The organism is Pseudomonas sp. GL_117 (assembly GCF_057835125.1).
Genome location: NZ_CM174418.1, coordinates 5,732,978 through 5,755,407 on the forward strand (window position 1 = coordinate 5,732,978; position 22,430 = coordinate 5,755,407).

The following is a 22,430-nucleotide window of genomic DNA, read 5'->3' on the forward strand; positions in this document are numbered from 1 at the left end:
TCCCCTGTGGGAGCGGGCTTGCGGATGAGGCCCTTCCAGGCACTACATCCCATGCGCCTTCATCAACCGCGCATAACTGCCATCATCCTTCATCCGGGCAATTTCCCGATCAAAACTGGCAACGATCTGCGCATGTTCGGGGTTCTTCAGGCTCACCAGGATATGCAGGCTGTTTTCACTCAACGGTGTGGGTAGAAACTCCACCGCATTGCGCACCTTGGGCGACTCCCGTGCGAGGTAATAGCGCGCCACATATTCATCCTCCACCGTCAGCCGCACCCGTTGCGCCGCCAGCATGCGCACGGCCATGGCGAAGCTGTGCACCGGGACTTTCTGCAACTGCGCATCGCCGTCGAACGCTGCGGAGTAGGCATAGCCGCGCACCACCGCGATGGGGTACGCGTGCAATTGCTCAAGGTTGTTGAACTCGATAGGGTCGTCGCGTCGCTTGATGAAACGCACGCGGTTGAGCAGGTACTCGCCGGAAAACTGGCCCAGCCGGGTACGGGCATCGTCGTACCAGGCATTGACCAGCACGTCGTAGCGCCCGTCACCCACGCCCATCAGCGCACGGGCCCAGGGCACCTGCTCGAAATCACTGGCGTAGCCGGCACGGGCCAAGGCTGTGCTGACGATGTCGGTGGCCAAGCCGCCATTGATCAAGGTGGCATCGGTAAAGGGAGGCCAGGCATCCGCCACCAAGCGTAAACGCTGTGCGAACGCCGGCTGGGCCAGCAACAACACTCCAATCAAAGCAACGGCACGAAACAATCGCGGCATGCTCAACATCCTTGGCGGGCCCAGAGGTTCTAACAGTAGCTCAAGATTACACAAAGAAACGGGCGGCGAATGCACCCAATGATGGCAAATTGATTTCACTCACAAAAAATAGCTGATTTAGACACAATCGCTCGTCGCGCTTACTATCCAGAACACCTACTGATAAGAGATTTCGCCATGACAGTCGATTGGGTCTGCAAACATCACACCGACCTGGGCAAGGAGCAGCTGTACGCGATCCTGCGCCTGCGTGGCGAGGTGTTCGTCGTCGAGCAAAAGTGCGTCTACCAAGACATCGACGGGCAGGATCTGGAAGGCGACACCCACCACCTGATGGCCTGGCAGGATGACCAGTTGGTGGCCTACCTGCGCCTGCTGGACCCGGAGTCCCAGGGCGGCGATGTGGTCATCGGCCGGGTGATCGTGGCGCCGGTGGCGCGGGGCACCGGCTTGGGCCACCAGATGATGGAAGAGACGCTCAAGCGGATTGCCGACATCTGGCCCGAGACGCCGATCTTTCTGTCGGCCCAGGCCCATTTGCAGGGGTATTACGGGCGGTATGGGTTTGTGGTGGCGGGGGAGGAATATCTGGAGGATGACATTCCGCATATTGGGATGCGGCGGGTCTGAGGGCCGCATCGCAAGCAAGCCAGCTCCCACATTCTGATTTGTGAATACAGTCAAAATGTGGGAGCTTGCCTGCGATAACGCCAGCCCCTTCACCACAAAACTTCAGGGATACCCCAACACCTGCTTCACCGAAGCCAGATTCCCCGCAATCCACCCCCGATCAATCGCCCCCCAACTGCGGATCCGATACTGCCCCGCATGATTGCGCGCCCCGTCTTCCTGCTCGAACTCACACACGATGTCCAAGTCGGCCAACGCCGCAATCGTGTCCTGCGCCGTGCGCCGGGGCATGCCGGTGACGTCGGTCAATGCCGGCACATTGCTCGCCAGCCCGCTGTCGATCAGGTACGCCACGTACAGGCGGCGGTAGAAGCTGCTCTTGGTCTTGCTCACATCCATGGTCGGTCGCCTTATGCGGTCAGGGCTTGCCTTGCAGGTCGCGATACGTGAGGTACACCCGCAGGTCGAATTCCACCTGATGGTAGCCCGGCATCATGTAGTCGCAGAGTTTGTAGAATGCCTTGTTGTGGTCCGATTCCTTGAAGTGCGCCAGTTCGTGAACGACGATCATGCGCAGGAACTCCGGCGCCGCGTCCTTGAACAGCGCCGCGATGCGGATTTCTTTCTTGGATTTGAGATTGCCGCCCTGCACCCGTGAAATCGTCGTATGCAGGCCGAGGGCGCGGTGGGTCAGGTCCAGGCGGTTGTCGAACAGCACTTTGTCGATGGCCGGCGCGTTGCGCAGGTGCTCCTGCTTCAAGGCCAGGGCGTAGGCGTACAGGGCCTTGTCGCTCTGCACGGCGTGACGTTCAGGGTAGCGCTGCTCAAGGTAGGCGCCCAACTGGTCCTTGGCGATCAGTTGGCGCACTTGCTCCTGGAGCGCAGCGGGATAGGCCTGGAGGTATTTCAGCGCGGTCATGGGGTCTGCAACAGGGTTCGAATGGCCGCCAGTGTAACGAATTCAGACCTGCCGAGGGTGCGGCCAGCTGGCGACTTCGTCGGCCATCAGCGGTTGCGCAATCAGCGGGCCCTGGGCAAACGCGCAACCACTGGCCTTGAGCCAATCCGCCTGCGCCTGGGTGGCCACCCCTTCGGCAACCACCAGCACATCAAAGTGTCCGCACAGTTCGATGATGCTGCGCGCCATCGCCGCATCCCGGGTCGATCCCGGCAAACGGGCGACCAGTTGCGGGTCGAGCTTGAGGGTGTCGAACTCAAGGTCACGCAGATGGGCCAGGGAACAATGGCCGCAACCAAAGTCATCCAGCGCGATGCGCACCCCAATCTGGCGCAGCAGCTTGAGTTGCTTGGCCGACTCTTCCAGGTTGCTGGTCAGGCAGTCTTCGCTGATCTCCACTTCCAGCTGGCGCCCCTGCAACCCATGGCGCTCTACCACCTGCTGCAACTGGGCGGCGAGGTTGGGCATATTGAACTGGTTGCCGCTCAGGCTGACGCTCAGCACCAACTCCGGGTCAAACGTTTGCCAGGCCTGGCGCTGGGCGGCGACTTGCTGGTAGATCCAGGCGCTCAACTGGCTGATCAACCGCGCCTCTTCCAGCAGCGGCAAAAACAGCCCTGGCGGCACATCACCGACACTGGGGTGCTGCCAGCGCAACAACGCCTCGACGCCACGTAAACGCCCGTCCAGCAGCGACACCTGGGGTTGGTACACCAGTGTGAAATCTCTGTTCTCAATGGCCGTGCGCACGCTGTCTTCCAGCATCAGGCGTGAGCGGGCGCGGCCGTTCATGTCTTGATCGTAATAGCGATACTGCTGACGCCCGGCGCGCTTGGCTTCGTACATGGCGATGTCGGCTGCACGCAACAGGCCACTCAAGTCCGCGCCGCAGTCGGGGAACGTCGCGATGCCGATGCTCACGCCAAGCATCACATCCAGGCCGTCAACCTGCTGGCAGATCGACACGCGCTCGATGAGTTTTTCTGCAATCTTCGCCGCTTGCTCGGGGAATTCCAGCTCCAGCAGCGCGGTGAATTCGTCGCCCCCCATGCGCCCCAGGATGTCGTAGGAGCGCAGGCATGCCTGCATCTGTTCCGAGACCCAACGCAACACACGATCCCCCGCATCATGGCCGAGGGAGTCGTTGACCCGCTTGAAACCATCGAGGTCCAGGTACAGCAGCACCAGTGCGTTCTCGTTGCGTTCGCTGCGCAGCAACGTGCTTTCCACCGCCTGGTAGAAGCCGCGCCGGTTCAGCAGGCCGGTCAACGGGTCGGTCACCGCCTGAAACTCCAGCTGCTGATGCAGGTGGCGCACTTCGGACATGTCCAGCACCGTCACCACCATGGCCTTCTGCTCGGCGGGCAATGGCGCGCTGGACAAGGCCACCGCCACCTGCTGGCCGCGACTGGTGCGCAAAATGGCGTCGTGCAGGCGCCACGTCTCACCTTTGCAGTACGCCTCATACATGGGGAAGCTCAGCCAGGCGGGCACGTGGGGCTTTTGCAGGAAGCTCAGGAAGCTCTCGCCCTGCAACTCGAGCATCGTGGCGTTCAACAACCGCGAAATCGCCGGGTTGGCGTACTGGATCACACTGCCCTCGCCCACCACCAGAATGCCCTCGGCGGCGTTGTCCAACACCGAGGCATTAAAGGCGCGGGCGGACTCCAGGTCATGACTCAGGCGCTGCAAGGCCCGGCGGTTGCGCTGGTGTTCCAGCAATGCCTGGACCTTGGGCTTGAGGATATGCGGGTCAAACGGCTTGAACAGGTAGTCGATCGCCCCGCTGGCATAACCTTCCTGCACGGCGGCGGGCGACTGCGCATTGGCGGTGAGAAAAATAATCGGGGTCATGCGCGTGCGCTGGCTGCCACGCATCAGCCGCGCCACTTCAAAACCGTCCATGCCGGGCATGCGCACATCCAGCAGGACCAGGTCGACTTCGTGGGCCAGCAGTAATTCCAGCGCTTCCATGCCGGACGCGGCGGTCATCACCCGCCAATCTTCACGCTGCAAAAGCGCACGCATGCTGATGAGGTTTTCCGGGTAGTCGTCGACCACCAAAAGAACCGAACTGCCATCGCCGTTGTGTGGAGCGCAATCCATGCTGCTTCTCTTCCTTAAGGTGCAATTCCGGTCATTTTTGAGAGAAAACCCGGACAAACCCTGAGGCTTCACTCTAGACCCGGTTCCTGAAAATCAGAAGTGACGTGGATGCCATGATAGACGCAAAGTTCAGTCAGCCGACTAACGGTCAACCGCTACAGCCCGCGGTTCATGGGAAACATGGCTTTTTGACATTTCGCTGACGCCAATAAGTTGCCAACCAGTGTTTAACAACCGGACAAGCACCGCCTATAAAGAACTTGTCTGGCCTCCGGGCCAAAGCTTTCACCCCTCTGTAAAAAGGCCTACGCCATGATCGACCTCTCTACCTGGAACCTGAGCATCCCTGTCGGCTCCCCGCCTGCGACCATCGATACGCCAAAGCTGATGAGCGGCTTTAACGATCAATACTTCCAGGCCGAAGGCAGCAACGTGCAGTTCTGGACCCCCGTGACCGGCACCCGCACCGAAAACGCCATCTACCCACGCAGCGAACTGCGCGAAACCTACGCCGATGGGCGTTTGCGCAACTGGACCTACCCGGATGCGGACAACTTCCTGCGCGCAACCCTGGCGGTCAATCAAGTGCCATCCTCGGGCAAGATCGTGATCGGGCAGATTCACGCCTACGACAGCCAGAAACCGCTGATCAAGCTGGAGTATCAATTCAAGGAGAAGACCCAGACCGGCAACATCGTCGCCAAAGTGCGCATGCGCCCGGATGAGGATGAAGGGCGGGTAGTGATCGTCGCTTCGAATGTGCCGCTGCAGAAGAGCTTCACCTATGTGATCAATCTGAATAAGGCAGGGTTGCTCAGCGTGTATGCCGCGGATGGCGAGTGGAACGAACGCATTGGTGCGGCGTGGGGGGCGAAGCCGTTGTATTTCAAGGCGGGGGCGTATGTGCAGGACAACAGTGGAGATAGCAAGGAAGGCGCGAAGGTGACCTTTGCAAAGTTGGATATTGATCACGACTGAGCACCGACACCCTGTCAGCACGGTTTTTTTCATTCTTCAGCACACTGGGGAATGGAAAAAACCGTCGATATAGCCAACACCTATAAAACACTGTCAAGTTTCACAGGTGGAGGGCACATCAACTCCCTTTAGACTTGGCACACGGCACCGCACTCAGATCACAACGTCGGAGGCAGTTGAGTGACTGAGCCGAGATTGTCCTGCCGATAGCCACGTTACCCCGGAGTAGTTGATGCCCAGCTTAATTTCTATTGCTCAAGCTCCTGTCTCCGGATTTTCATCGGGCAACCAACCCAAGATATATAACGCGGTGCCACCGGGGGGGTTTTCAACCGGCCCTCAGACTTTGCCGGTAGTCAGTATCAACATCAGGTACCTCGTCCTCTATCACCTGCTCGACGTAGACACCCGGATCAATGACACGGTGACCTATTATTTGTACCCGGTTCCCTCTGCCGGTTTCCCGAGGGTGACTGTTATCACCACGCTGCTGACCGCTGCCCGCTTGCAGGCATTCATTACCAACAAGCAAGAGCACTACGAGGCGGAGGCACCATTCAAATTCAATTCACCTGGCACCTACGACATTTATTTCGAACAGACCAATGCATCCGGAACTTACACCGTTATCTCGCAGAATCTACGGTTTACCGTTATTTGAACCAGCAGGCACAAAAAAGCCCGCATCGCTGCGGGCTTCTTTTTAAACGCTTGGGGCTTAGTTGACCTTGGCGTTCAACTCACCTTTCAAATACCGCTGGTACATCGCTTCCAACGAGATCGGCTTGATCTTCGAAGCATTACCGGCAGTACCAAACGCTTCATAACGCGCGATACACACATCACGCATCGCAGTCACAGTGGCGCCGAAGAACTTACGCGGGTCGAATTCGCTCGGGTTGGTAGCCATCAGGCGACGCATCGCACCCGTGGACGCCAGGCGCAGGTCGGTGTCGATGTTGACCTTGCGCACGCCGTGCTTGATACCTTCGACGATTTCTTCAACCGGTACGCCGTAGGTTTCTTTGATGTCGCCGCCGTACTGGTTGATGATCGCCAGCCATTCTTGCGGCACCGAGGAAGAACCGTGCATCACCAGGTGGGTGTTGGGGATGCGCTTGTGGATTTCCTTGATGCGGTCGATGGCCAGCACGTCGCCGGTAGGTGGCTTGGTGAACTTGTAGGCGCCGTGGCTGGTGCCGATGGCGATGGCCAGGGCGTCGACCTGGGTCTTCTTGACGAAGTCAGCGGCTTCTTCCGGGTCGGTCAGCATCTGGCTGTGATCCAGCACGCCTTCGGCGCCGATGCCGTCTTCTTCGCCGGCCATGCCGGTTTCCAGGGACCCCAGGCAGCCCAACTCGCCTTCAACCGACACGCCGCAGGCGTGGGCCATGGCGACGGTTTGTTGGGTAACGCGTACGTTGTACTCGTAGTCGGTCGGGGTCTTGCCGTCTTCGCCGAGGGAGCCGTCCATCATCACCGAGCTGAAGCCCAGTTGGATGGAGCGCTGGCACACGTCAGGGCTGGTGCCGTGGTCCTGGTGCATGCACACCGGGATGTGCGGGAATTCTTCGATCGCGGCAAGGATCAGGTGACGCAGGAACGGCGCGCCAGCGTATTTGCGGGCACCGGCCGAAGCCTGGACGATCACTGGGGAGTCGGTCTTGTCAGCGGCTTCCATGATGGCGCGCATCTGCTCAAGGTTGTTGACGTTAAAGGCTGGGACGCCGTAGCCGTATTCGGCTGCGTGGTCCAGCATTTGACGCATGCTGATAAGTGCCATTGTGTTGTCTCTCCCGGTCGAGGGTCGTTAATCGTGCAAGCCTGCCGTAGCGGCGACTGCTATTCAAGTTATTGCCGGTCAGGTTTGCTTGCCTGGCCTGCTGAATCGTTATTGCTGATTGGATTTAACCAATCTGAAGTTGAAACGGGGTCAATGTGGGAGCTGGCTTGCCTGCGATGGCGGTGTACCAGATGCCGAATTCGCTAACTGACCCACCGCTTTCGCGGGCAAGCCCGCTCCCACATTTGAACTCTATTGATCCAACTATTGAGCTTTGCAGCCACGGCCGATCAAATCGTCGGTGGCGACCCAGTAAACCAGGCCTTCCTCACCTTTTGTGTGAAACGCCAATTGGTCGTTGGCGTACAGCGCACCCGAGGCGGCGACGTCTTGCTTGAGGCGGTAGACCTGGTCAGAACCGCCGAGGCGTACGTCCACCTCACTGCGGGCTGCATTGGCAAAGCGCCAGTTGACCTCGGCCTTGCTGTCGCAGGTCCAGGTGGTCCACTTGTCGGCAGGCTCTGCCTTGTTGAACATGTTCATGCTGCTGCAGCCGGCCAACAGGGCCAGGGCTGCCAGGGCGAAAACGCCTTTCATTGCCAATCCTCGTGAGGCGACCAACGGCCGCCAATTGATCAGACCCGTCAAGGACAACCCTGTTCCTGACCGTTGGGCGCAGCGTCGTATTTCTCCAGCCGTTCATTGCCGATACGCTTGTTGATCACCGGCATGGTCTCGGCTTGCCAGTCAGCCTGGTAGCAGCTTTTTTTCGGCTGTGCCCCAGGCGTTCCGGCCTCGGACGCCGCGTTCGGCGTGCTGCCGCAGCCGGCCAACAGGCCCGCTGCGATCACCAGTGCCAACGTCTTGATCATGGGAATGCTCCTTTTCCGGATCACGCGCCTTAACCTTTGGCCCGTGTTTCCAGCACTTCAACCGCCGGCAGGACTTTGCCTTCGACGAACTCGAGGAACGCGCCACCCCCGGTAGAAATGTAGGAGATCTGATCAGCAACGCCATATTTATCGATGGCCGCCAGGGTGTCGCCACCGCCGGCAATCGAGAACGCCGAGCTCTCAGCGATGGCCTTGGCCAGCACCTTGGTGCCGTTGCCGAACTGGTCGAACTCGAATACGCCGACCGGGCCATTCCACAGGATGGTCTGGGAGGCTTTCAGCAGTTCGGCGAAGTTGGCCGCGGTTTGCGGACCGATGTCCAGGATCATGTCGTCGGCAGCCACGTCTGCGATCAGCTTGACGGTGGCTTCGGCGCTCTCGGCGAATTCCTTGGCGACGACCACGTCTACCGGCAATGGCACGCTGACTTTAGCGGCGATGGCGCGGGCGGTGTCGAGCAGGTCCGGCTCGTACAGCGACTTGCCCACCGGGTGGCCGGCGGCGGCCAGGAAGGTGTTGGCGATACCGCCGCCAACGATCAGCTGGTTGCAGATCTGGCTCAGGCTGTTGAGCACGTCCAGCTTGGTGGAGACTTTGGAACCGGCAACGATGGCCGCCATCGGTTGCGCCGGCGCGCCCAGGGCCTTGCCCAGTGCGTCCAGTTCAGCGGCCAGCAAAGGGCCCGCAGCGGCGACTTTGGCGAACTTGGCCACGCCGTGGGTCGAACCTTCGGCACGGTGAGCGGTGCCGAATGCATCCATCACGAACACGTCGCACAGCGCTGCGTATTGCTGGGCCAGTTCGTCGCTGTTCTTTTTCTCGCCCTTGTTGAAGCGCACGTTTTCGAACAGCACGATGTCGCCGGCTTTAACGTCGACGCCAGCCAGGTAGTCAGCCACCAGCGGCACCTCGCGGCCCAGGGCCTTGCTCAGGTAATCGGCTACAGGCTTGAGGCTGTTTTCGGCGGAGAACTCACCTTCGGTCGGACGACCCAGGTGGGAGCAGACCATCACGGCCGCACCTTTTTCCAGGGCCAGCTTGATGGTCGGCAGCGAGGCCAGGATTCGCGCATCGCTGGTGACAACACCGTCCTTGACTGGGACGTTGAGGTCTTCGCGGATCAGTACGCGCTTACCTTGCAGATCGAGGTCGGTCATCTTCAACACGGTCATGGGTCGCAGTTCCTGAATTACTGTTGAGGTTGTTTGGAGGCGATGTGCAGATAGTGTCCTGCAACATCCAGCATGCGGTTGGCAAAACCCCATTCGTTGTCGAACCAGGCCAGGATGTTCACCAGCCTCGGGCCGGAAACGCGGGTCTGGCTGGCATCGACAATCGCCGAATGCGGGTCATGGTTGAAATCACAACTGGCGTGGGGCAACTCGGTGTAGGCCAAAAGGCCTTTGAGCGGGCCGCTGGTGGCGGCGTCGCGCAGGATACGGTTGACCTCCGTCGCATCGGTGTCGCTCACGGTCTGCATGGTGATGTCCAGGCAAGACACGTTCACCGTCGGCACCCGTACGGCTTTGGCCTGGATTCGCCCGGCAAGTTCCGGCAGCAGTCGTTCGATGCCGCGCGCCAGGCCCGTGGACACCGGAATCACCGACTGGAACGCCGAACGCGTACGACGCAGGTCTTCATGGTGGTAGGCGTCGATCACCGGCTGGTCGTTCATCGCCGAGTGAATCGTGGTGATCGACACGTAGTCCACACCAATCGCCTGATCCAGCAGGCGCAACAGCGGCACGCTGCAGTTGGTGGTGCAGGAGGCGTTGGACACCAACAGCTCCGCGCCGGTCAGGCAATCCTGGTTGATGCCGTAGACGATGGTGGCGTCGACATCCGCCTCGCTGGCCATCGGCTGGGAAAACAGCACACGCGGCGCGCCGGCGTCGAGAAAACGCTGGCCATCGGCACGGGTGTGATAGACACCGGAACACTCCAGCACCAGGTCGACGCCCAGTGCTTTCCAGTCGATGCCTTCGGGGGTGGCACTGCGCAGGACCTGCACGCAGTTGCCATTAATATGCAGACAATCGCCCTCGACCCGCACTTCGCCTGGGAAACGGCCGTGGGTGGAGTCAAAGCGTGTCAGGTATTCGACGCTGGCCATGTCGGCCAGATCGTTGATCGCAACAATTTCAAACCCGGCAGCCGCCCCTCGCTCGAACAGAGCACGCAAGACGCAACGACCAATGCGGCCGTAGCCGTTGAGTGCAACTTTGTAGGGACGCGGTTGAGGCATGGGGTTCTCGATTACCTTGGGTAGAGGGGTGACTGTTAGACCGCTTTCGCGAGCAAGCCCGCTCCCACATTTTGACCGCATTCTCATGCTGGAACTCGGTCAAGTGTGGGAGCGGGCTTGCTCGCGAAGGCGTCGGTACAGCCACCCCAATTTACAGCCTTAGTCTTCCAGCAGCTCTTCAGCCTGACCCAGGATGTTGTCCAGGGTGAAACCGAACTCTTCGAACAACGCTGGCGCCGGCGCCGACTCACCGTAGGTGGTCATGCCGATCACACGGCCTTCCAGGCCCACGTACTTGTACCAGTAGTCGGCGTGAGCCGCTTCGATGGCGATACGCGCGCTGACCTGCAACGGCAGGACCGATTGCTTGTAGCTGGCGTCCTGGGCATCGAACACGCTGGTGCACGGGATCGAAACCACACGCACCTTGCGGCCTTGCTCAGTCAGCTTGTCGTACGCCTGAACGGTCAGGCCCACTTCGGAACCCGTGGAGATCAGGATCAGCTCCGGCTCGCCAGCACAGTCCTTGAGCACATAACCGCCACGGGCGATGTCGGCGATCTGCGCGTCGGTACGCACTTGGTGTTGCAGGTTCTGACGCGAGAAGATCAGCGCCGAAGGGCCGTCCTTGCGCTCGATGGCGTGCTTCCAGGCCACGGCGGATTCCACCGCGTCGGCTGGACGCCAGGTGTCCAGGTTCGGCGTGGTACGCAAGCTGGTCAGCTGCTCGACCGGCTGGTGCGTCGGGCCGTCTTCGCCCAGACCGATGGAGTCGTGGGTGTAAACGTGGATCACGCGCTTCTTCATCAGCGCAGCCATACGCACAGCGTTGCGTGCGTATTCCATGAACATCAGGAAGGTCGCGCCGTAAGGCACCAGGCCACCGTGCAGGGACACGCCGTTCATGATGGCGCTCATGCCGAACTCACGTACGCCGTAGTACATGTAGTTGCCGCTGGCGTCTTCCGCCGTCACGCCCTTGCAGCCTTTCCACAGGGTCAGGTTGGAACCGGCCAGGTCGGCCGAACCGCCGAGGATCTCCGGCAGCAGCGGGCCAAAGGCGTTCAGGGTGTTCTGGCTGGCTTTACGGCTGGCGATGGTCTCGCCCTTGGCCGCGACTTCGGCGATGTAGGCCGAGGCTTTTTCCGAGAAGTCGGCAGGCAGGTCACCGGCCAGACGACGTACCAGCTCGTTGGCAAGCTCCGGGAACTCGGCGGAGTAGGCAGCGAAACGCTGGTCCCACTCGGCTTCGGTCGCCAGGCCTTTTTCCTTGGCATCCCATTCGGCGTAGATGTCGGCCGGGATTTCGAACGGGCCGTGGTTCCACTTCAGCGCAGCACGGGTCAGGGCGATTTCCGCGTCACCCAGTGGGGCGCCGTGGCAGTCTTCTTTACCTTGCTTGTTCGGCGAACCGAAGCCGATGGTGGTCTTGCAGCAGATCAGGGTCGGCTGTGCGCTCTTGCGAGCGGTGTCGATGGCGGTCTTGATCTCTTCCGGATCGTGGCCGTCGACGTTGCGGATCACCTGCCAGTTGTAGGCTTCGAAACGCTTCGGGGTGTCATCGGTGAACCAGCCTTCGACTTCGCCGTCGATGGAGATGCCGTTGTCATCGTAGAAGGCGATCAGCTTGCCCAGGCCCAGGGTGCCGGCCAGGGACGCGACTTCGTGGGAAATGCCTTCCATCATGCAGCCATCACCCAGGAACACGTAGGTGTGGTGGTCGACGATGTCGTGGCCAGGGCGGTTGAATTGTGCGCCCAGGACTTTTTCAGCCAGCGCGAAGCCAACGGCGTTGGCCAGGCCTTGGCCCAGGGGACCGGTGGTGGTCTCGACGCCTGGGGTGTAGCCGAATTCCGGGTGACCCGGGGTGCGGCTGTGCAGCTGGCGGAAGCTCTTGAGGTCATCGATGGTGACGTCGTAGCCGGTCAGGTGCAGCAGCGAGTAAATCAGCATCGAGCCGTGGCCGTTGGACAGCACAAAGCGGTCACGGTCGGCGAACGATGGATTGCTCGGGTTGTGTTTCAGGTAGTCACGCCAAAGTACCTCGGCGATATCCGCCATGCCCATCGGGGCACCGGGATGGCCGCTGTTGGCTTTTTGCACGGCATCCATGCTGAGGGCACGAATGGCGTTGGCACGCTCACGACGGCTGGGCATCGCTGATCTCCTGGGGTTTGAATAAAAAGAAACGGAAAAAAGGACCGGCATTTTCCCTCAGCCACCGCCTGCGGGCAATGACAGATAGTCACTTGAGCGGTTTTTCCTGCCCTTTGTGCGCCAATCCCTTGCAGAAATCGGCCACCCGTTCGTCTAAAGGCTGGAGTGCTTGCTTATGACCGCCACTTATCGATCAATATCAAAACTTTTTGATATTGACCTTGCGATGCCTTGCACCCGTCACTAGACTGCTGGCCTTATGAATCTACCCGTGCCCTCCCTGCGTCCCGATGACGGCGATGAACTGGCAGCCTTGTGCAAGGCCGCCGGCGATCCGTTGCGTTTGAACGTACTGCGCGCACTGGCCAACGACTCGTTTGGCGTATTGGAACTGGCGCAGATCTTCGCCATCGGTCAATCCGGCATGAGCCACCACCTGAAGGTGCTGGCCCAGGCCGAACTGGTGGCCACCCGCCGCGAAGGCAACGCGATCTTCTACCGTCGCGCCCTGCCCCACACCGACCTGCTCGGTGGCAAGCTGCACGCCGCCCTGCTTGAAGAAGTCGATGGCCTGAACCTGCCGGGCGACGTGCAAGCGCGCATCGCCCAGGTCCACGGGCAGCGTGCTGCGGCCAGCCAGGACTTTTTCTCACGGGTGGCCGAGAAGTTTCGCGCCCAACAGGACCTGATTGCCGGTCTGCCCCAATACCGCGAAAGCGTACTGGCGCTACTGGACAAGCTGAGCTTCAGTGATGAAGCCAGCGCGCTGGAGGTCGGCCCTGGGGATGGTGGTTTCCTGCCAGACCTGGCATGCCGTTTCAAGCACGTCAGTGCGCTGGACAACAGCCCGGCGATGCTCGAACTGGCGCGCCAGCTCTGCGAGCGCGAGGCTTTGGGCAACGTCACGCTGCAACTGGCTGACGCGCTCAATGGCACAACCCTGCAGGCCGACTGCGTGGTGCTGAACATGGTCTTGCACCATTTCGCCGCCCCCGCCGACGCCCTCAAGCAAATGGCCGGGCTCCTGCACCCCGGCGGTAGCCTGTTGGTTACGGATTTATGCAGCCACAACCAGAATTGGGCCAAGGAGGCCTGCGGTGATCTCTGGTTGGGTTTTGAACAGGACGATCTGGCCCGTTGGGCCACCGCTGCGGGACTCGTTCCCGGGGAAAGCCTCTATGTAGGTTTACGTAATGGTTTCCAGATCCAGGTCCGCCATTTTCAGCGACCGGCTGGCGACACTCACCATCGGTAAATATCAGGAAAACATCGAGATGAGCGAATACTCCCTTTTCACCTCCGAGTCCGTGTCTGAAGGGCATCCGGACAAAATCGCCGACCAGATTTCTGACGCGGTGCTGGACGCCATCATTGCTGAAGACAAGCACGCCCGTGTGGCCTGCGAGACTCTGGTGAAAACCGGTGTAGCGATCATCGCTGGCGAAGTGACTACCACGGCCTGGGTTGACCTGGAGCAGATCGTCCGTGATGTGATCACCGACATCGGCTACAACAGCTCCGACGTCGGCTTCGACGGCGCGACCTGCGGCGTGATGAACATCATCGGCAAGCAATCCCCCGACATCAACCAGGGTGTCGACCGCGCCAAGCCTGAAGATCAGGGCGCCGGCGACCAGGGCCTGATGTTCGGCTATGCCAGCAACGAAACCGACGTGCTGATGCCAGCCCCGATCACCTTCTCGCACCAACTGGTGCAGCGTCAGGCTGAAGCGCGCAAGTCCGGCCTGCTGCCATGGCTGCGTCCGGACGCCAAGTCCCAGGTGACCTGCCGTTACGAAGGCGGCAAAGTCGTCGGTATCGACGCTGTCGTACTGTCGACCCAGCACAACCCGGACGTGTCCTACGCCGACCTGCGCGAAGGCGTGATGGAGCTGATCGTCAAGCATGTGCTGCCAGCCGAACTGCTGAGCAAAGACACCCAGTTCCACATCAACCCGACTGGCCAGTTCATCATCGGTGGCCCAGTGGGCGACTGCGGCCTGACCGGCCGCAAGATCATCGTCGACAGCTACGGCGGCATGGCCCGTCACGGCGGCGGCGCGTTCTCCGGCAAAGACCCGTCCAAGGTTGACCGTTCGGCGGCCTATGCTGGTCGTTACGTGGCCAAGAACATCGTCGCGGCCGGCCTGGCCGAGCGTTGCGAGATTCAGGTTTCCTACGCTATCGGTGTGGCCCAGCCTACGTCGATCTCGCTGAATACCTTCGGTACCGGCAAGATCAGCGATGACAAGATCGTCAAGCTGGTGCGTGAGGTCTTCGACCTGCGTCCGTACGCCATCACCACCATGCTCGACCTGCTGCACCCGATGTACCAGGAAACCGCAGCCTACGGCCACTTCGGCCGCACCCCTGCACAGAAGACGGTTGGCGACGACACCTTCACCACGTTTACCTGGGAAAAAACCGACCGCGCCAACGACCTGCGCGTCGCTGCCGGCCTGTAATCGCCCGCAGTACCCAAAGCCCTGCCGGGTTCGCCCGGCGGGGCTTTTTATTGCCGGATGATTCGCGGTGATGTTCACATTTTTTGGATCCAAACCTTGCAGGCCAAATAATGGCCCACTAGAATCCGCGCCCTCTCGGGCCTTCACCTTATTTGGATATTGCCTTGCGCCAGCCCGGGATTCATCCGCGCGCGAGCAATCGAACATTGAGGTTTTTCATGCGCATCTCCACGCTCGCCCCTGCTGCCCTTCTGCTCAGCCTGTTCGCCCTGCCTGCTCACGCCGGCACCGACTTGAGCGCACTGAGCGGCGCCCTGAGTTCCCAACTGGGCGGCAACTCCGGCGACTGCCAGCAACACGCCAAAGACCTGCAAACCAAGATCGATGCCGCCGAAGCCAAGAACGACACGCTGTCCGTGAAGGCCTTCAAAGCAGCGCAGGACCAAGTCAACAAAGGTTGTGACAAACTCGCCGAAACCCAGGCCAAGGCCGACGCCAAGCAGCAAACCACCGAAGCCAAGGCCGACAAGAACGACGCCGTGAAAGCACTGGGCGGCCTGTTCAAGTAAGCAGAAACACCCCGTAAAAAGCCCCGCACCGTCGGGGCTTTTTTGTGGGCGTGTGGATCATTTAGGCTGGGTTCCCCTTCCGAGCAAGGATGCTCATGATGCGTTCAGTGATGGCTCTTTTACTCAGCATGTGCGCTTTTTGGGCGTGGGCCGAGGATTGCCCCGATGACGCCCGGACACAGATCAACAGCCTGTCCGCGCAGATCCGCCAGTGGGACGACAGTTACCACCGGCTCGGGCAGTCCCCCATCAGCGACGAGCTTTACGACCAGGCCCGCCAGCGCCTGGCCCGCTGGCGCGAGTGCGCGCCCCAACCCACGGCGCCAGCAGACAACCCCCTGGCCAGTTCCCGGGGCACCCACCCCCACCCTGTCGCCCATACCGGCCTGGAAAAACTCCTGGATGAACACGCTGTCGAGGCCTGGCTGAGCAGCCGCCAGGATGTCTGGATTCAGCCCAAGATCGATGGCGTGGCTGTGACCCTGGTGTATCGCAAGGGCCGCCTGAGCCGGTTGATCAGCCGCGGCGACGGTCTCCAGGGCCAGGACTGGTCAGCCGCCGCACGCAGGATTCCCGGCATTGTCCAGCACCTGCCGGAGCCCATCGACCTGGTCCTGCAAGGTGAACTCTATTGGCGCCTCACCGACCATGTGCAATCGGTACACGGCGGGCTCAATGCCCGCAGCAAGGTGGCCGGGCTGATGAACCGCCAACAGCTGAGCGACGCCGACGCCGCCGGTATCGGCCTGTTTGTCTGGGCCTGGCCCGACGGCCCGGCCTCATTCAGCGAACGCCTGAATACCCTCGCACACCTGGGTTTCACCGACAGCCAGCGCTACAGCCAGCCGGTCCGGAGCATCAGCGAAGCCGCGCACTGGCGCACTTATTGGTACACCCACCCGTTGCCCTTCGCCAGCGATGGGGTGGTACTGCACCAGGCATTGCGCGCACCGGCCGAGCGCTGGAAAGTCAGCGCGCCTTACTGGGTGGTCGCGTGGAAGTACCCGGTCACCAAGGCCCTGGCACTGGTGCGCAAGGTGCAGTTCAAGATCGGCCGCACCGGGCGCATCACGCCGATCCTGGAACTGGAACCGGTGCGCCTGGATGACCGGCAGATCAGTCGCGTCAGCGCCGGCTCATTGAAACGCTGGCAAGCGCTGGACATACGCCCCGGCGATCAGGTGTCCATCAGCCTCGCCGGCCAGGTGATCCCGCGGTTGGACGAGGTGATTTTGCGCAACACCGAGCGTGTCGAGGTGCACGCCCCCGACGCCGGCGCCTTTCACGCCCTCAGTTGCTGGCAACTGGACCCCGGTTGCGAAGAGCAATTGCTCGCCCGCCTCACCTGGCTCAGCAGTAGTCAGGGCCTGGCGCTGCCCCATGTGGGCCGCGAGACGTGGAACGTATTGATCCAGGCCGGTCTAATCGCAGGCTTTCTCGATTGGTTGACCCTGGATGCGGCAGAGCTTGCTAACATTGACGGCCTCGGTGATCGCAGTCGCGCGCGAGTGCTCGACAGCCTGCGCAGCGCGCGACAACGGCCCTTTGCACAATGGCTCAAAGCCCTCGGCGTACCGCCTACGGCACGCAACAACCTGGAAGGCGGCTGGCACACCCTGGCTGCCAAAGACACCCAAGCCTGGCTGGCAACCGACGGCATCGGCCCCGGTCGCGCGGCGCAATTGAGCGCCTTTTTTCGCGACCCGCAGGTGCTGGCCATGGCTGAAACATTACGCGCGGCCGGGATCGACGGGTTTTGAACCCGCCCGGCCATCAGATTGCGACCTTGGAGCTCCACATGAAATTTCTCGCACCGTTTGCCCTGCTGACCGTCGCAAGCTTCATGGCCACGCCGTTGCTGGCCGCCGAAGACGCCCCGCAACTCACCGGCTGCGCCGCCAAGCGCCAGGCCATCAGCGCCCAGATCGAACAAGCCAAGGCCCACGGCAACAGCGCCCAGCAAGCCGGCCTGGAAAAAGCCCTGAGCGAAGTCACCGCCAATTGCACCGACGCGTCCTTGAAAAAGGAACGGGAAAACAAGGTGCTCGACGCCAAGCACGAAGTCAGCCGCCGTCAGGCCGACCTCGACAAGGCCATGAAAAAAGGCGACGCGGACAAGATCAACAAGCGTAAGGACAAGCTTGCCGAGTCGCGTAAAGAGCTGCAGGACGCTGTGGAAGAGCTCGACCAGTAAAATCGCTTAGTGGTCGCGGAACTGCTTATGGCACGCGCTGCAGGCATCTTCGACTTTCTGCACCGCAGGCCCCAGGTTGCTGGCCTTGTAAGGCTGCACCTGGCTGGCGGTTACCAATTCACCGGTGGCCGTTTCAAGGTTGCGGGCCAGTTCCTGGAATTGCGCCTGTTTCTGCCAGACATCATCTTTGGCGCTGCTATGGTCTTCTTCGCGCACGCTCGGAAAGTGCTTCCATGGCTCATGGGACAACGCGTCCAGCTTGACCGCACCTTCAGCGAATTTGGCGCCGTCGAACGGGATGCGCCCACGCAGCATGCCGCCCAGGTCTTCGCCGGTCTTGAGCATCTGTTTGAAGATCGCCTTGCGCTGGCCCAAGGGCGAATTCGGATCAACGCCGCCGCAGGCGGACAGTGTCATGCAGGCCAGCAATACAACGGTCAATCGTTTAAAAGTCATGGTGGCTTCAGGGTCACGGGAAACGGCGGCCAGTATCCTCGCCCAGCCCACAAAGACCAATAGCCCTATTAATAATAAGGGTTGCCCAACAGGCGCTACGGCGCGGGCAATCGCTTCAGGAAATACGTGTATGAATGTCACCCTCAACCCTTGGAGCAGCCGCCTGGCGTGGGCTCTACCGCTGATCGCGCTGCTTGCCGGTTGCGATGCGGGGAAAGAAACAGCCAAAGATGAAACTTCCAAACCCCACGCCGTGGCCACCTATGTGAGCGCCCCCTGGGAAGCCTTGCCGGCGGTATCCGACAGCGACCTGCTGGCCGGTTTTGAATCCTGGCGCAGTGCCTGCCAACGCCTCAAGGCCGACCCGATCTGGGGCGCGACCTGCGCCGCAGCGGCTACGGTGCCGGGCAATGCCGAGGCGGTACGCGGGTTTCTCAAAGAGCGCCTGGATGTCTTCGGCCTGCGTTCGGCCGACAACACGCCTAACGGCCTGATCACCGGCTACTACGAACCGGTCTACCCCGGCAGCCTGACCAAGACCGCCAAAGCCGACGTGCCGGTGTACGGCGTGCCGGATGACCTGATCATCGTCAACCTCGAAAGCATCTACCCCGAACTCAAGGGCAAGCGCCTGCGCGGCCGCCTCGAAGGCCGGGTGCTCAAGCCTTACGACGACGCCAGTGCGATCAATGGCCAGGGCTCCACCGCCAAGCCGATTGCCTGGCTGACCGACCCGATGGACCTGCAATTCCTGCAGATCCAGGGCTCGGGCCGTATCCAACTGGCCGGCGGACGCCAACTGCGCATCGGTTATGGCGACCAGAACGGCTACCCCTACCGCCCTATCGGGCGTTGGCTGGTGGAGCAAGGCGAGTTGAAGAAAGAAGACGTGACCATGGGCACCATCAGTGCCTGGGCCAAGGCCCACCCGCAGCGCATCCCGGAACTGCTGGCGAGCAACCCCAGCTACGTGTTCTTCAGCGTGCGCCCCGACAGCAACGAAGGCCCGCGCGGTTCGCTGAACGTACCCTTGACTGCCGGCTACAGCGTGGCGGTGGATCGCAAGGTGATTCCGTTGGGCAGTCTGTTGTGGCTGTCCACCACCAAGCCGGATGGCTCGCCCATCGCGCGACCTGTAGCCGCGCAAGACACGGGCGGTGCAATCACCGGCGAAGTGCGTGCGGACTTGTTCTGGGGCACTGGCGCAGCAGCGGGTGAGCTGGCGGGGAATATGAAGCAGCAGGGGCAGATCTGGATGTTGTGGCCTAAAGGCGCAGCATTGCCACAAGTGCCGCAAGTCACTACCGGGAGCTGACAAGCGCTGAAGATCAAAAGTATGGGAGCGGGCTTGCCCGCGAATATGCAGTGTCAGCCAGCAAATTCGCTACTGATACGCCGCATTCGCGGGCAAGCCCGCTCCCACAGGGGATTGTTATCAGGCTTTAGATCGAGATGAAGAAGAAACTCGCAATCAACGCCATGCCCACGAACCACACCAGTGAACGCAACATCGCCCAGTCCGCCAGGTAACAAATGATGTACAGCAGGCGACTGGTGATAAACAACACCGCCAGCACATTGATCGTCACCAACTCAGCCGTGCCGGCCAGGTGCGCGACAATCACCGCCGTCGCAAACGCCGGGGTGACTTCAAAACTGTTGAGCTGCGCGTTGTGCGCACGTTTGGCGACCCCATCAAGCGTTTCCAGGAACGCACGCGGATCATGGTTCTGCCGGGGCCCGAACTTACCGCCGCTGAACTTGGCCACACCCGTGCACAGGTAAGGCAGGAAAATCGCGATCAACACACACCAGAAGGCCACCGTCATCACTGCTTCCTTTTTTGGTTTTTAAACAGAAATTAGAGTTTTAGCACTAAATTTGACACGCCGCACTCACCGCTATGAACCGCCGCCGCGCGAAAGGTTCTATCGTCGACTTGCCGCTTGCCCTGCAACCTCCCGCCGCTGCTGCGGTCCATCCCCCCACCAATGATCCGTCACCCAACTTCCAAGGACCCCGGATGCTTGAACTTGTCGCCGCGTTTATTTGCCTCACCACCCTGCTCACCTACGTGAACTTCCGCTTTATCGGCCTGCCGCCCACCATCGGTGTGATGGTCACGGCCCTGGTGTTTTCCCTGATCCTGCAAGGCCTGAGTGTCCTCGGCTACCCGGGCCTGGAGGAACGCATCCAGCAATTGATCGGCCAGATCGACTTCGGCGACCTGCTGATGAACTGGATGCTTTCGTTCCTGCTGTTTGCCGGCGCCCTGCACGTCAACCTCAATGACCTGCGCAGCTACCGCTGGCCCATCGGCCTGCTCGCGACCTTTGGCGTGTTGATCGCCACTGTGGTGATCGGCAGCCTGGCGTACTACATTTTTGCCCTGTTCGGCTGGCACGTCAGTTTCCTGTACTGCCTGCTGTTCGGCGCGCTGATCTCGCCCACCGACCCGATTGCGGTATTGGGCGTATTGCGTACCGCCAATGCCTCGAAACCCTTGAAGACCACCATCGTCGGCGAGTCGCTGTTCAACGACGGCACGGCAGTGGTGGTGTTTACCGTCTTGCTCGGCATCGCACAGCTGGGCGAAACCCCCACCGTCGGCGCCACAGCGATGCTGTTCGCCCATGAAGCGATTGGCGGCGTGGTGTTCGGCGGCCTGATCGGCTACCTCGTGTACCTGATGATCAAGAGCATCGAGCAACACCAGATCGAAGTGATGCTGACCCTCGCCCTGGTGATCGGCGGCTCGGCGATGGCCACCGAACTGCACGTCTCGGCACCGATTGCGATGGTGGTGGCGGGCCTGATCATCGGCAACCTGGGCCGCAAGCTGGCGATGAACGACATGACCCGTCGCTACCTCGATGGTTTCTGGGAGTTGCTCGACGACATGCTCAACGCCCTGCTGTTCGCGCTGATCGGCATGGAGCTGCTGCTGTTGCCGTTCAACTGGCTGCACGTGTTCGCCGCCAGCCTGCTGGCCGTGGCGATCCTGCTTTCGCGCCTGCTCACCGTGGCACCCGCGATCCTGTTGCTGAGGCGTTGGCGCACGGTGCCCCGCGGCACCATCCGCATCCTCACCTGGGGCGGTTTGCGCGGCGGGGTTTCGGTGGCGCTGGCACTGGCGCTGCCGTTGGGCCCGGAGCGTGACCTGTTACTGAGCATCACCTACATCGTGGTGCTGTCGTCGATCCTGTTGCAGGGATTGAGCATCGGCAAGCTGGTCAAGCGCGTGACCCGTGACGAACCCCAGGCCGCGCCAGAGCATCACTGATCCTTGGGAACCGACTGCGGATGCCTCGGGTCCGCAGTCTTTTTGGCCGGCAGGCTGCTTTCACTGCGGATCTGCGCATGGCTGATCAACGCAAAGATAAAGCTGCCGCCAATGATATTGCCGGCCAGGGTCGGCCCGGCGAATACCAGCCAGAAGTCCTTCCACGCCAGCTCGCCGGCAAACACCAGGTAGGACACTTCCGCCGAGCCGACAACAATGTGGGTGAAGTCGCCAAGGGCCATCAGATAAGTAATCAGGATAATGATCCACAGCTTGGCGCTCTCCATCGACGGGATCATCCACACCATGGTGGCGATCATCCAGCCGGAGACAATGCCCTTGGCGAACATCTGGCCTGGGGCGTTTTCCATGACCTTGCGCCCGATTTCCAGGAAGGCCAGGTCGGTCTTGGTGTCGAAGATCGGCAGGTGCAACATCACGTACGCCACCAGTAAGGTGCCGCACAGGTTGCCCACCAGCACCACCGTCCACAGCCGCAACAGGCGTCCGGCATTGGCCAGGGTCGGCTTGCTCATTACTGGCAACACGGCGGTAAGGGTGTTTTCGGTGAACAGTTGCTGACGCGCGAGGATCACCGCCAGAAACCCCGCGCAGTAGCCGAAGCTGGCGATGACCTTGAACGCCTCGCCGTCCGGCAGGCGCGAGTTGAGCAGGCCCATGCCCATCAACGACAAGCCCATGGTCAGGCCGGCGGCCAACGCCGACCACCACAAGGCCGCGACATTGCGCTCCAGCTCCTGGTCGCCCTGGGTGCGGATGATTTCATGCAGAACCGCCGCGCGTGGCGGCTGGTTCTCGTCTACATCCTGTTGTTCTTCCCGCGACAGGTTGGGGGTCTTGCCGTCGTCTCGAGTGGCCATGATCGTGTGCGTCCAAGGGGTGCCTGAAGATACGACATGCCGCGAGCGTGGC

At 61.1% G+C, this 22,430-nt stretch carries 23 protein-coding genes; 10 read left to right on the forward strand and 13 right to left on the reverse strand.

Annotated features, from left to right (window positions below; genetic code table 11):
* Positions 1–42: 42 nt before the first annotated feature.
* Positions 43–780 carry a substrate-binding periplasmic protein gene (locus AC3ISR_RS26235; protein ID WP_226454527.1) on the reverse strand — a complete coding sequence of 246 codons (738 nt, stop codon included), beginning with the start codon at positions 778–780 and terminating at the stop codon, positions 43–45.
* A gap of 177 nt (positions 781–957) precedes the next feature.
* On the opposite strand from AC3ISR_RS26235, the gene AC3ISR_RS26240 reads away from it, so the two are divergent.
* Positions 958–1,410 carry a GNAT family N-acetyltransferase gene (locus AC3ISR_RS26240; RefSeq protein WP_226454528.1) on the forward strand — a complete coding sequence of 151 codons (453 nt, stop codon included), beginning with the start codon at positions 958–960 and terminating at the stop codon, positions 1,408–1,410.
* Between the two features lie 102 nt (positions 1,411–1,512).
* Here the strand turns inward: AC3ISR_RS26240 and AC3ISR_RS26245 are convergent, their stop codons facing one another.
* The 3 genes from AC3ISR_RS26245 to AC3ISR_RS26255 are packed head-to-tail and all read right to left on the reverse strand — an operon-like array spanning position 1,513 to position 4,474.
* A complete protein-coding gene (locus AC3ISR_RS26245; RefSeq protein WP_192299909.1) occupies positions 1,513–1,809 on the reverse strand; it encodes a winged helix-turn-helix domain-containing protein in 297 nt (98 codons plus the stop codon).
* Positions 1,810–1,828: 19 nt separating this feature from the next.
* Entirely contained in the window at positions 1,829–2,329 is a 501-nt protein-coding gene (locus tag AC3ISR_RS26250) for a M48 metallopeptidase family protein (protein WP_017735682.1), read from the reverse strand.
* Between the two features lie 42 nt (positions 2,330–2,371).
* Complete coding sequence (locus AC3ISR_RS26255) at positions 2,372–4,474, reverse strand: putative bifunctional diguanylate cyclase/phosphodiesterase (protein ID WP_463983618.1); 2,103 nt, start codon at positions 4,472–4,474, stop codon at positions 2,372–2,374.
* A gap of 312 nt (positions 4,475–4,786) precedes the next feature.
* Here AC3ISR_RS26255 and AC3ISR_RS26260 point away from each other — a divergent pair, with 312 nt between their 5' ends.
* Together AC3ISR_RS26260 and AC3ISR_RS26265 are read left to right on the forward strand one after the other, a co-directional pair.
* Positions 4,787–5,452 (forward strand): polysaccharide lyase family 7 protein, encoded by a 666-nt coding sequence (locus AC3ISR_RS26260; protein ID WP_192299911.1) that lies wholly within the window; start codon positions 4,787–4,789, stop codon positions 5,450–5,452.
* Between the two features lie 232 nt (positions 5,453–5,684).
* Positions 5,685–6,113, forward strand: a complete 429-nt coding sequence (locus AC3ISR_RS26265) for a hypothetical protein (protein WP_192299912.1) — start codon at positions 5,685–5,687, stop codon at positions 6,111–6,113.
* A 57-nt stretch (positions 6,114–6,170) separates the two neighbouring features.
* On the opposite strand, the gene fba is transcribed toward AC3ISR_RS26265, so the two are convergent.
* The 6 genes from fba to tkt form a co-directional block, all read right to left on the reverse strand.
* Complete coding sequence (gene fba, locus AC3ISR_RS26270; protein WP_192299913.1) at positions 6,171–7,235, reverse strand: class II fructose-bisphosphate aldolase; 1,065 nt, start codon at positions 7,233–7,235, stop codon at positions 6,171–6,173.
* Positions 7,236–7,499: 264 nt separating this feature from the next.
* Positions 7,500–7,832: an MliC family protein gene (locus AC3ISR_RS26275; RefSeq protein ID WP_192299914.1), complete on the reverse strand. Its 333-nt coding sequence runs from the start codon at positions 7,830–7,832 to the stop codon at positions 7,500–7,502.
* 47 nt (positions 7,833–7,879) lie between these two features.
* The gene (locus AC3ISR_RS26280; RefSeq protein WP_192299915.1) at positions 7,880–8,107 is read right to left on the reverse strand and encodes a hypothetical protein; all 228 of its coding nucleotides are present in this window, start codon (positions 8,105–8,107) and stop codon (positions 7,880–7,882) included.
* A 29-nt stretch (positions 8,108–8,136) separates the two neighbouring features.
* Positions 8,137–9,300 carry a phosphoglycerate kinase gene (locus tag AC3ISR_RS26285; RefSeq protein ID WP_192299916.1) on the reverse strand — a complete coding sequence of 388 codons (1,164 nt, stop codon included), beginning with the start codon at positions 9,298–9,300 and terminating at the stop codon, positions 8,137–8,139.
* Positions 9,301–9,317: 17 nt separating this feature from the next.
* The gene (gene epd, locus AC3ISR_RS26290) at positions 9,318–10,373 is read right to left on the reverse strand and encodes an erythrose-4-phosphate dehydrogenase (protein ID WP_192299917.1); all 1,056 of its coding nucleotides are present in this window, start codon (positions 10,371–10,373) and stop codon (positions 9,318–9,320) included.
* A 159-nt stretch (positions 10,374–10,532) separates the two neighbouring features.
* Entirely contained in the window at positions 10,533–12,530 is a 1,998-nt protein-coding gene (tkt, locus tag AC3ISR_RS26295) for a transketolase (protein WP_192299918.1), read from the reverse strand.
* A 259-nt stretch (positions 12,531–12,789) separates the two neighbouring features.
* Here tkt and AC3ISR_RS26300 point away from each other — a divergent pair, with 259 nt between their 5' ends.
* The 5 genes from AC3ISR_RS26300 (at position 12,790) to AC3ISR_RS26320 (ending at position 17,758) form a co-directional block, all read left to right on the forward strand.
* Positions 12,790–13,785, forward strand: coding sequence for an ArsR/SmtB family transcription factor (locus tag AC3ISR_RS26300; RefSeq protein ID WP_192299919.1), 996 nt, complete (start codon positions 12,790–12,792; stop codon positions 13,783–13,785).
* 19 nt (positions 13,786–13,804) lie between these two features.
* Entirely contained in the window at positions 13,805–14,995 is a 1,191-nt protein-coding gene (metK, locus tag AC3ISR_RS26305) for a methionine adenosyltransferase (protein ID WP_192299920.1), read from the forward strand.
* 218 nt (positions 14,996–15,213) lie between these two features.
* A complete protein-coding gene (locus AC3ISR_RS26310; protein ID WP_192299921.1) occupies positions 15,214–15,564 on the forward strand; it encodes a hypothetical protein in 351 nt (116 codons plus the stop codon).
* Between the two features lie 95 nt (positions 15,565–15,659).
* Positions 15,660–17,324, forward strand: a complete 1,665-nt coding sequence (ligB, locus tag AC3ISR_RS26315; RefSeq protein WP_192299922.1) for an NAD-dependent DNA ligase LigB — start codon at positions 15,660–15,662, stop codon at positions 17,322–17,324.
* Between the two features lie 38 nt (positions 17,325–17,362).
* Positions 17,363–17,758 (forward strand): DUF1090 domain-containing protein, encoded by a 396-nt coding sequence (locus AC3ISR_RS26320; RefSeq protein ID WP_192299923.1) that lies wholly within the window; start codon positions 17,363–17,365, stop codon positions 17,756–17,758.
* Positions 17,759–17,764: 6 nt separating this feature from the next.
* Here the strand turns inward: AC3ISR_RS26320 and AC3ISR_RS26325 are convergent, their stop codons facing one another.
* Positions 17,765–18,214, reverse strand: coding sequence for a c-type cytochrome (locus AC3ISR_RS26325; RefSeq protein ID WP_192299924.1), 450 nt, complete (start codon positions 18,212–18,214; stop codon positions 17,765–17,767).
* A 130-nt stretch (positions 18,215–18,344) separates the two neighbouring features.
* On the opposite strand from AC3ISR_RS26325, the gene mltA reads away from it, so the two are divergent.
* Positions 18,345–19,529 (forward strand): murein transglycosylase A, encoded by a 1,185-nt coding sequence (gene mltA / locus AC3ISR_RS26330; RefSeq protein ID WP_463983619.1) that lies wholly within the window; start codon positions 18,345–18,347, stop codon positions 19,527–19,529.
* 127 nt (positions 19,530–19,656) lie between these two features.
* Here mltA and AC3ISR_RS26335 read toward each other — a convergent pair whose 3' ends face one another.
* The gene (locus tag AC3ISR_RS26335) at positions 19,657–20,043 is read right to left on the reverse strand and encodes an MAPEG family protein (RefSeq protein WP_463983620.1); all 387 of its coding nucleotides are present in this window, start codon (positions 20,041–20,043) and stop codon (positions 19,657–19,659) included.
* Positions 20,044–20,237: 194 nt separating this feature from the next.
* Between AC3ISR_RS26335 and AC3ISR_RS26340 the strand changes: the two genes are divergently transcribed.
* Entirely contained in the window at positions 20,238–21,497 is a 1,260-nt protein-coding gene (locus AC3ISR_RS26340; protein ID WP_192299927.1) for a cation:proton antiporter, read from the forward strand.
* On the opposite strand, the gene AC3ISR_RS26345 is transcribed toward AC3ISR_RS26340, so the two are convergent.
* Positions 21,491–22,378: a formate/nitrite transporter family protein gene (locus tag AC3ISR_RS26345; protein ID WP_192299928.1), complete on the reverse strand. Its 888-nt coding sequence runs from the start codon at positions 22,376–22,378 to the stop codon at positions 21,491–21,493. The two genes, AC3ISR_RS26340 and AC3ISR_RS26345, sit on opposite strands and share 7 nt — an antisense overlap.
* Positions 22,379–22,430: the final 52 nt, after the last annotated feature.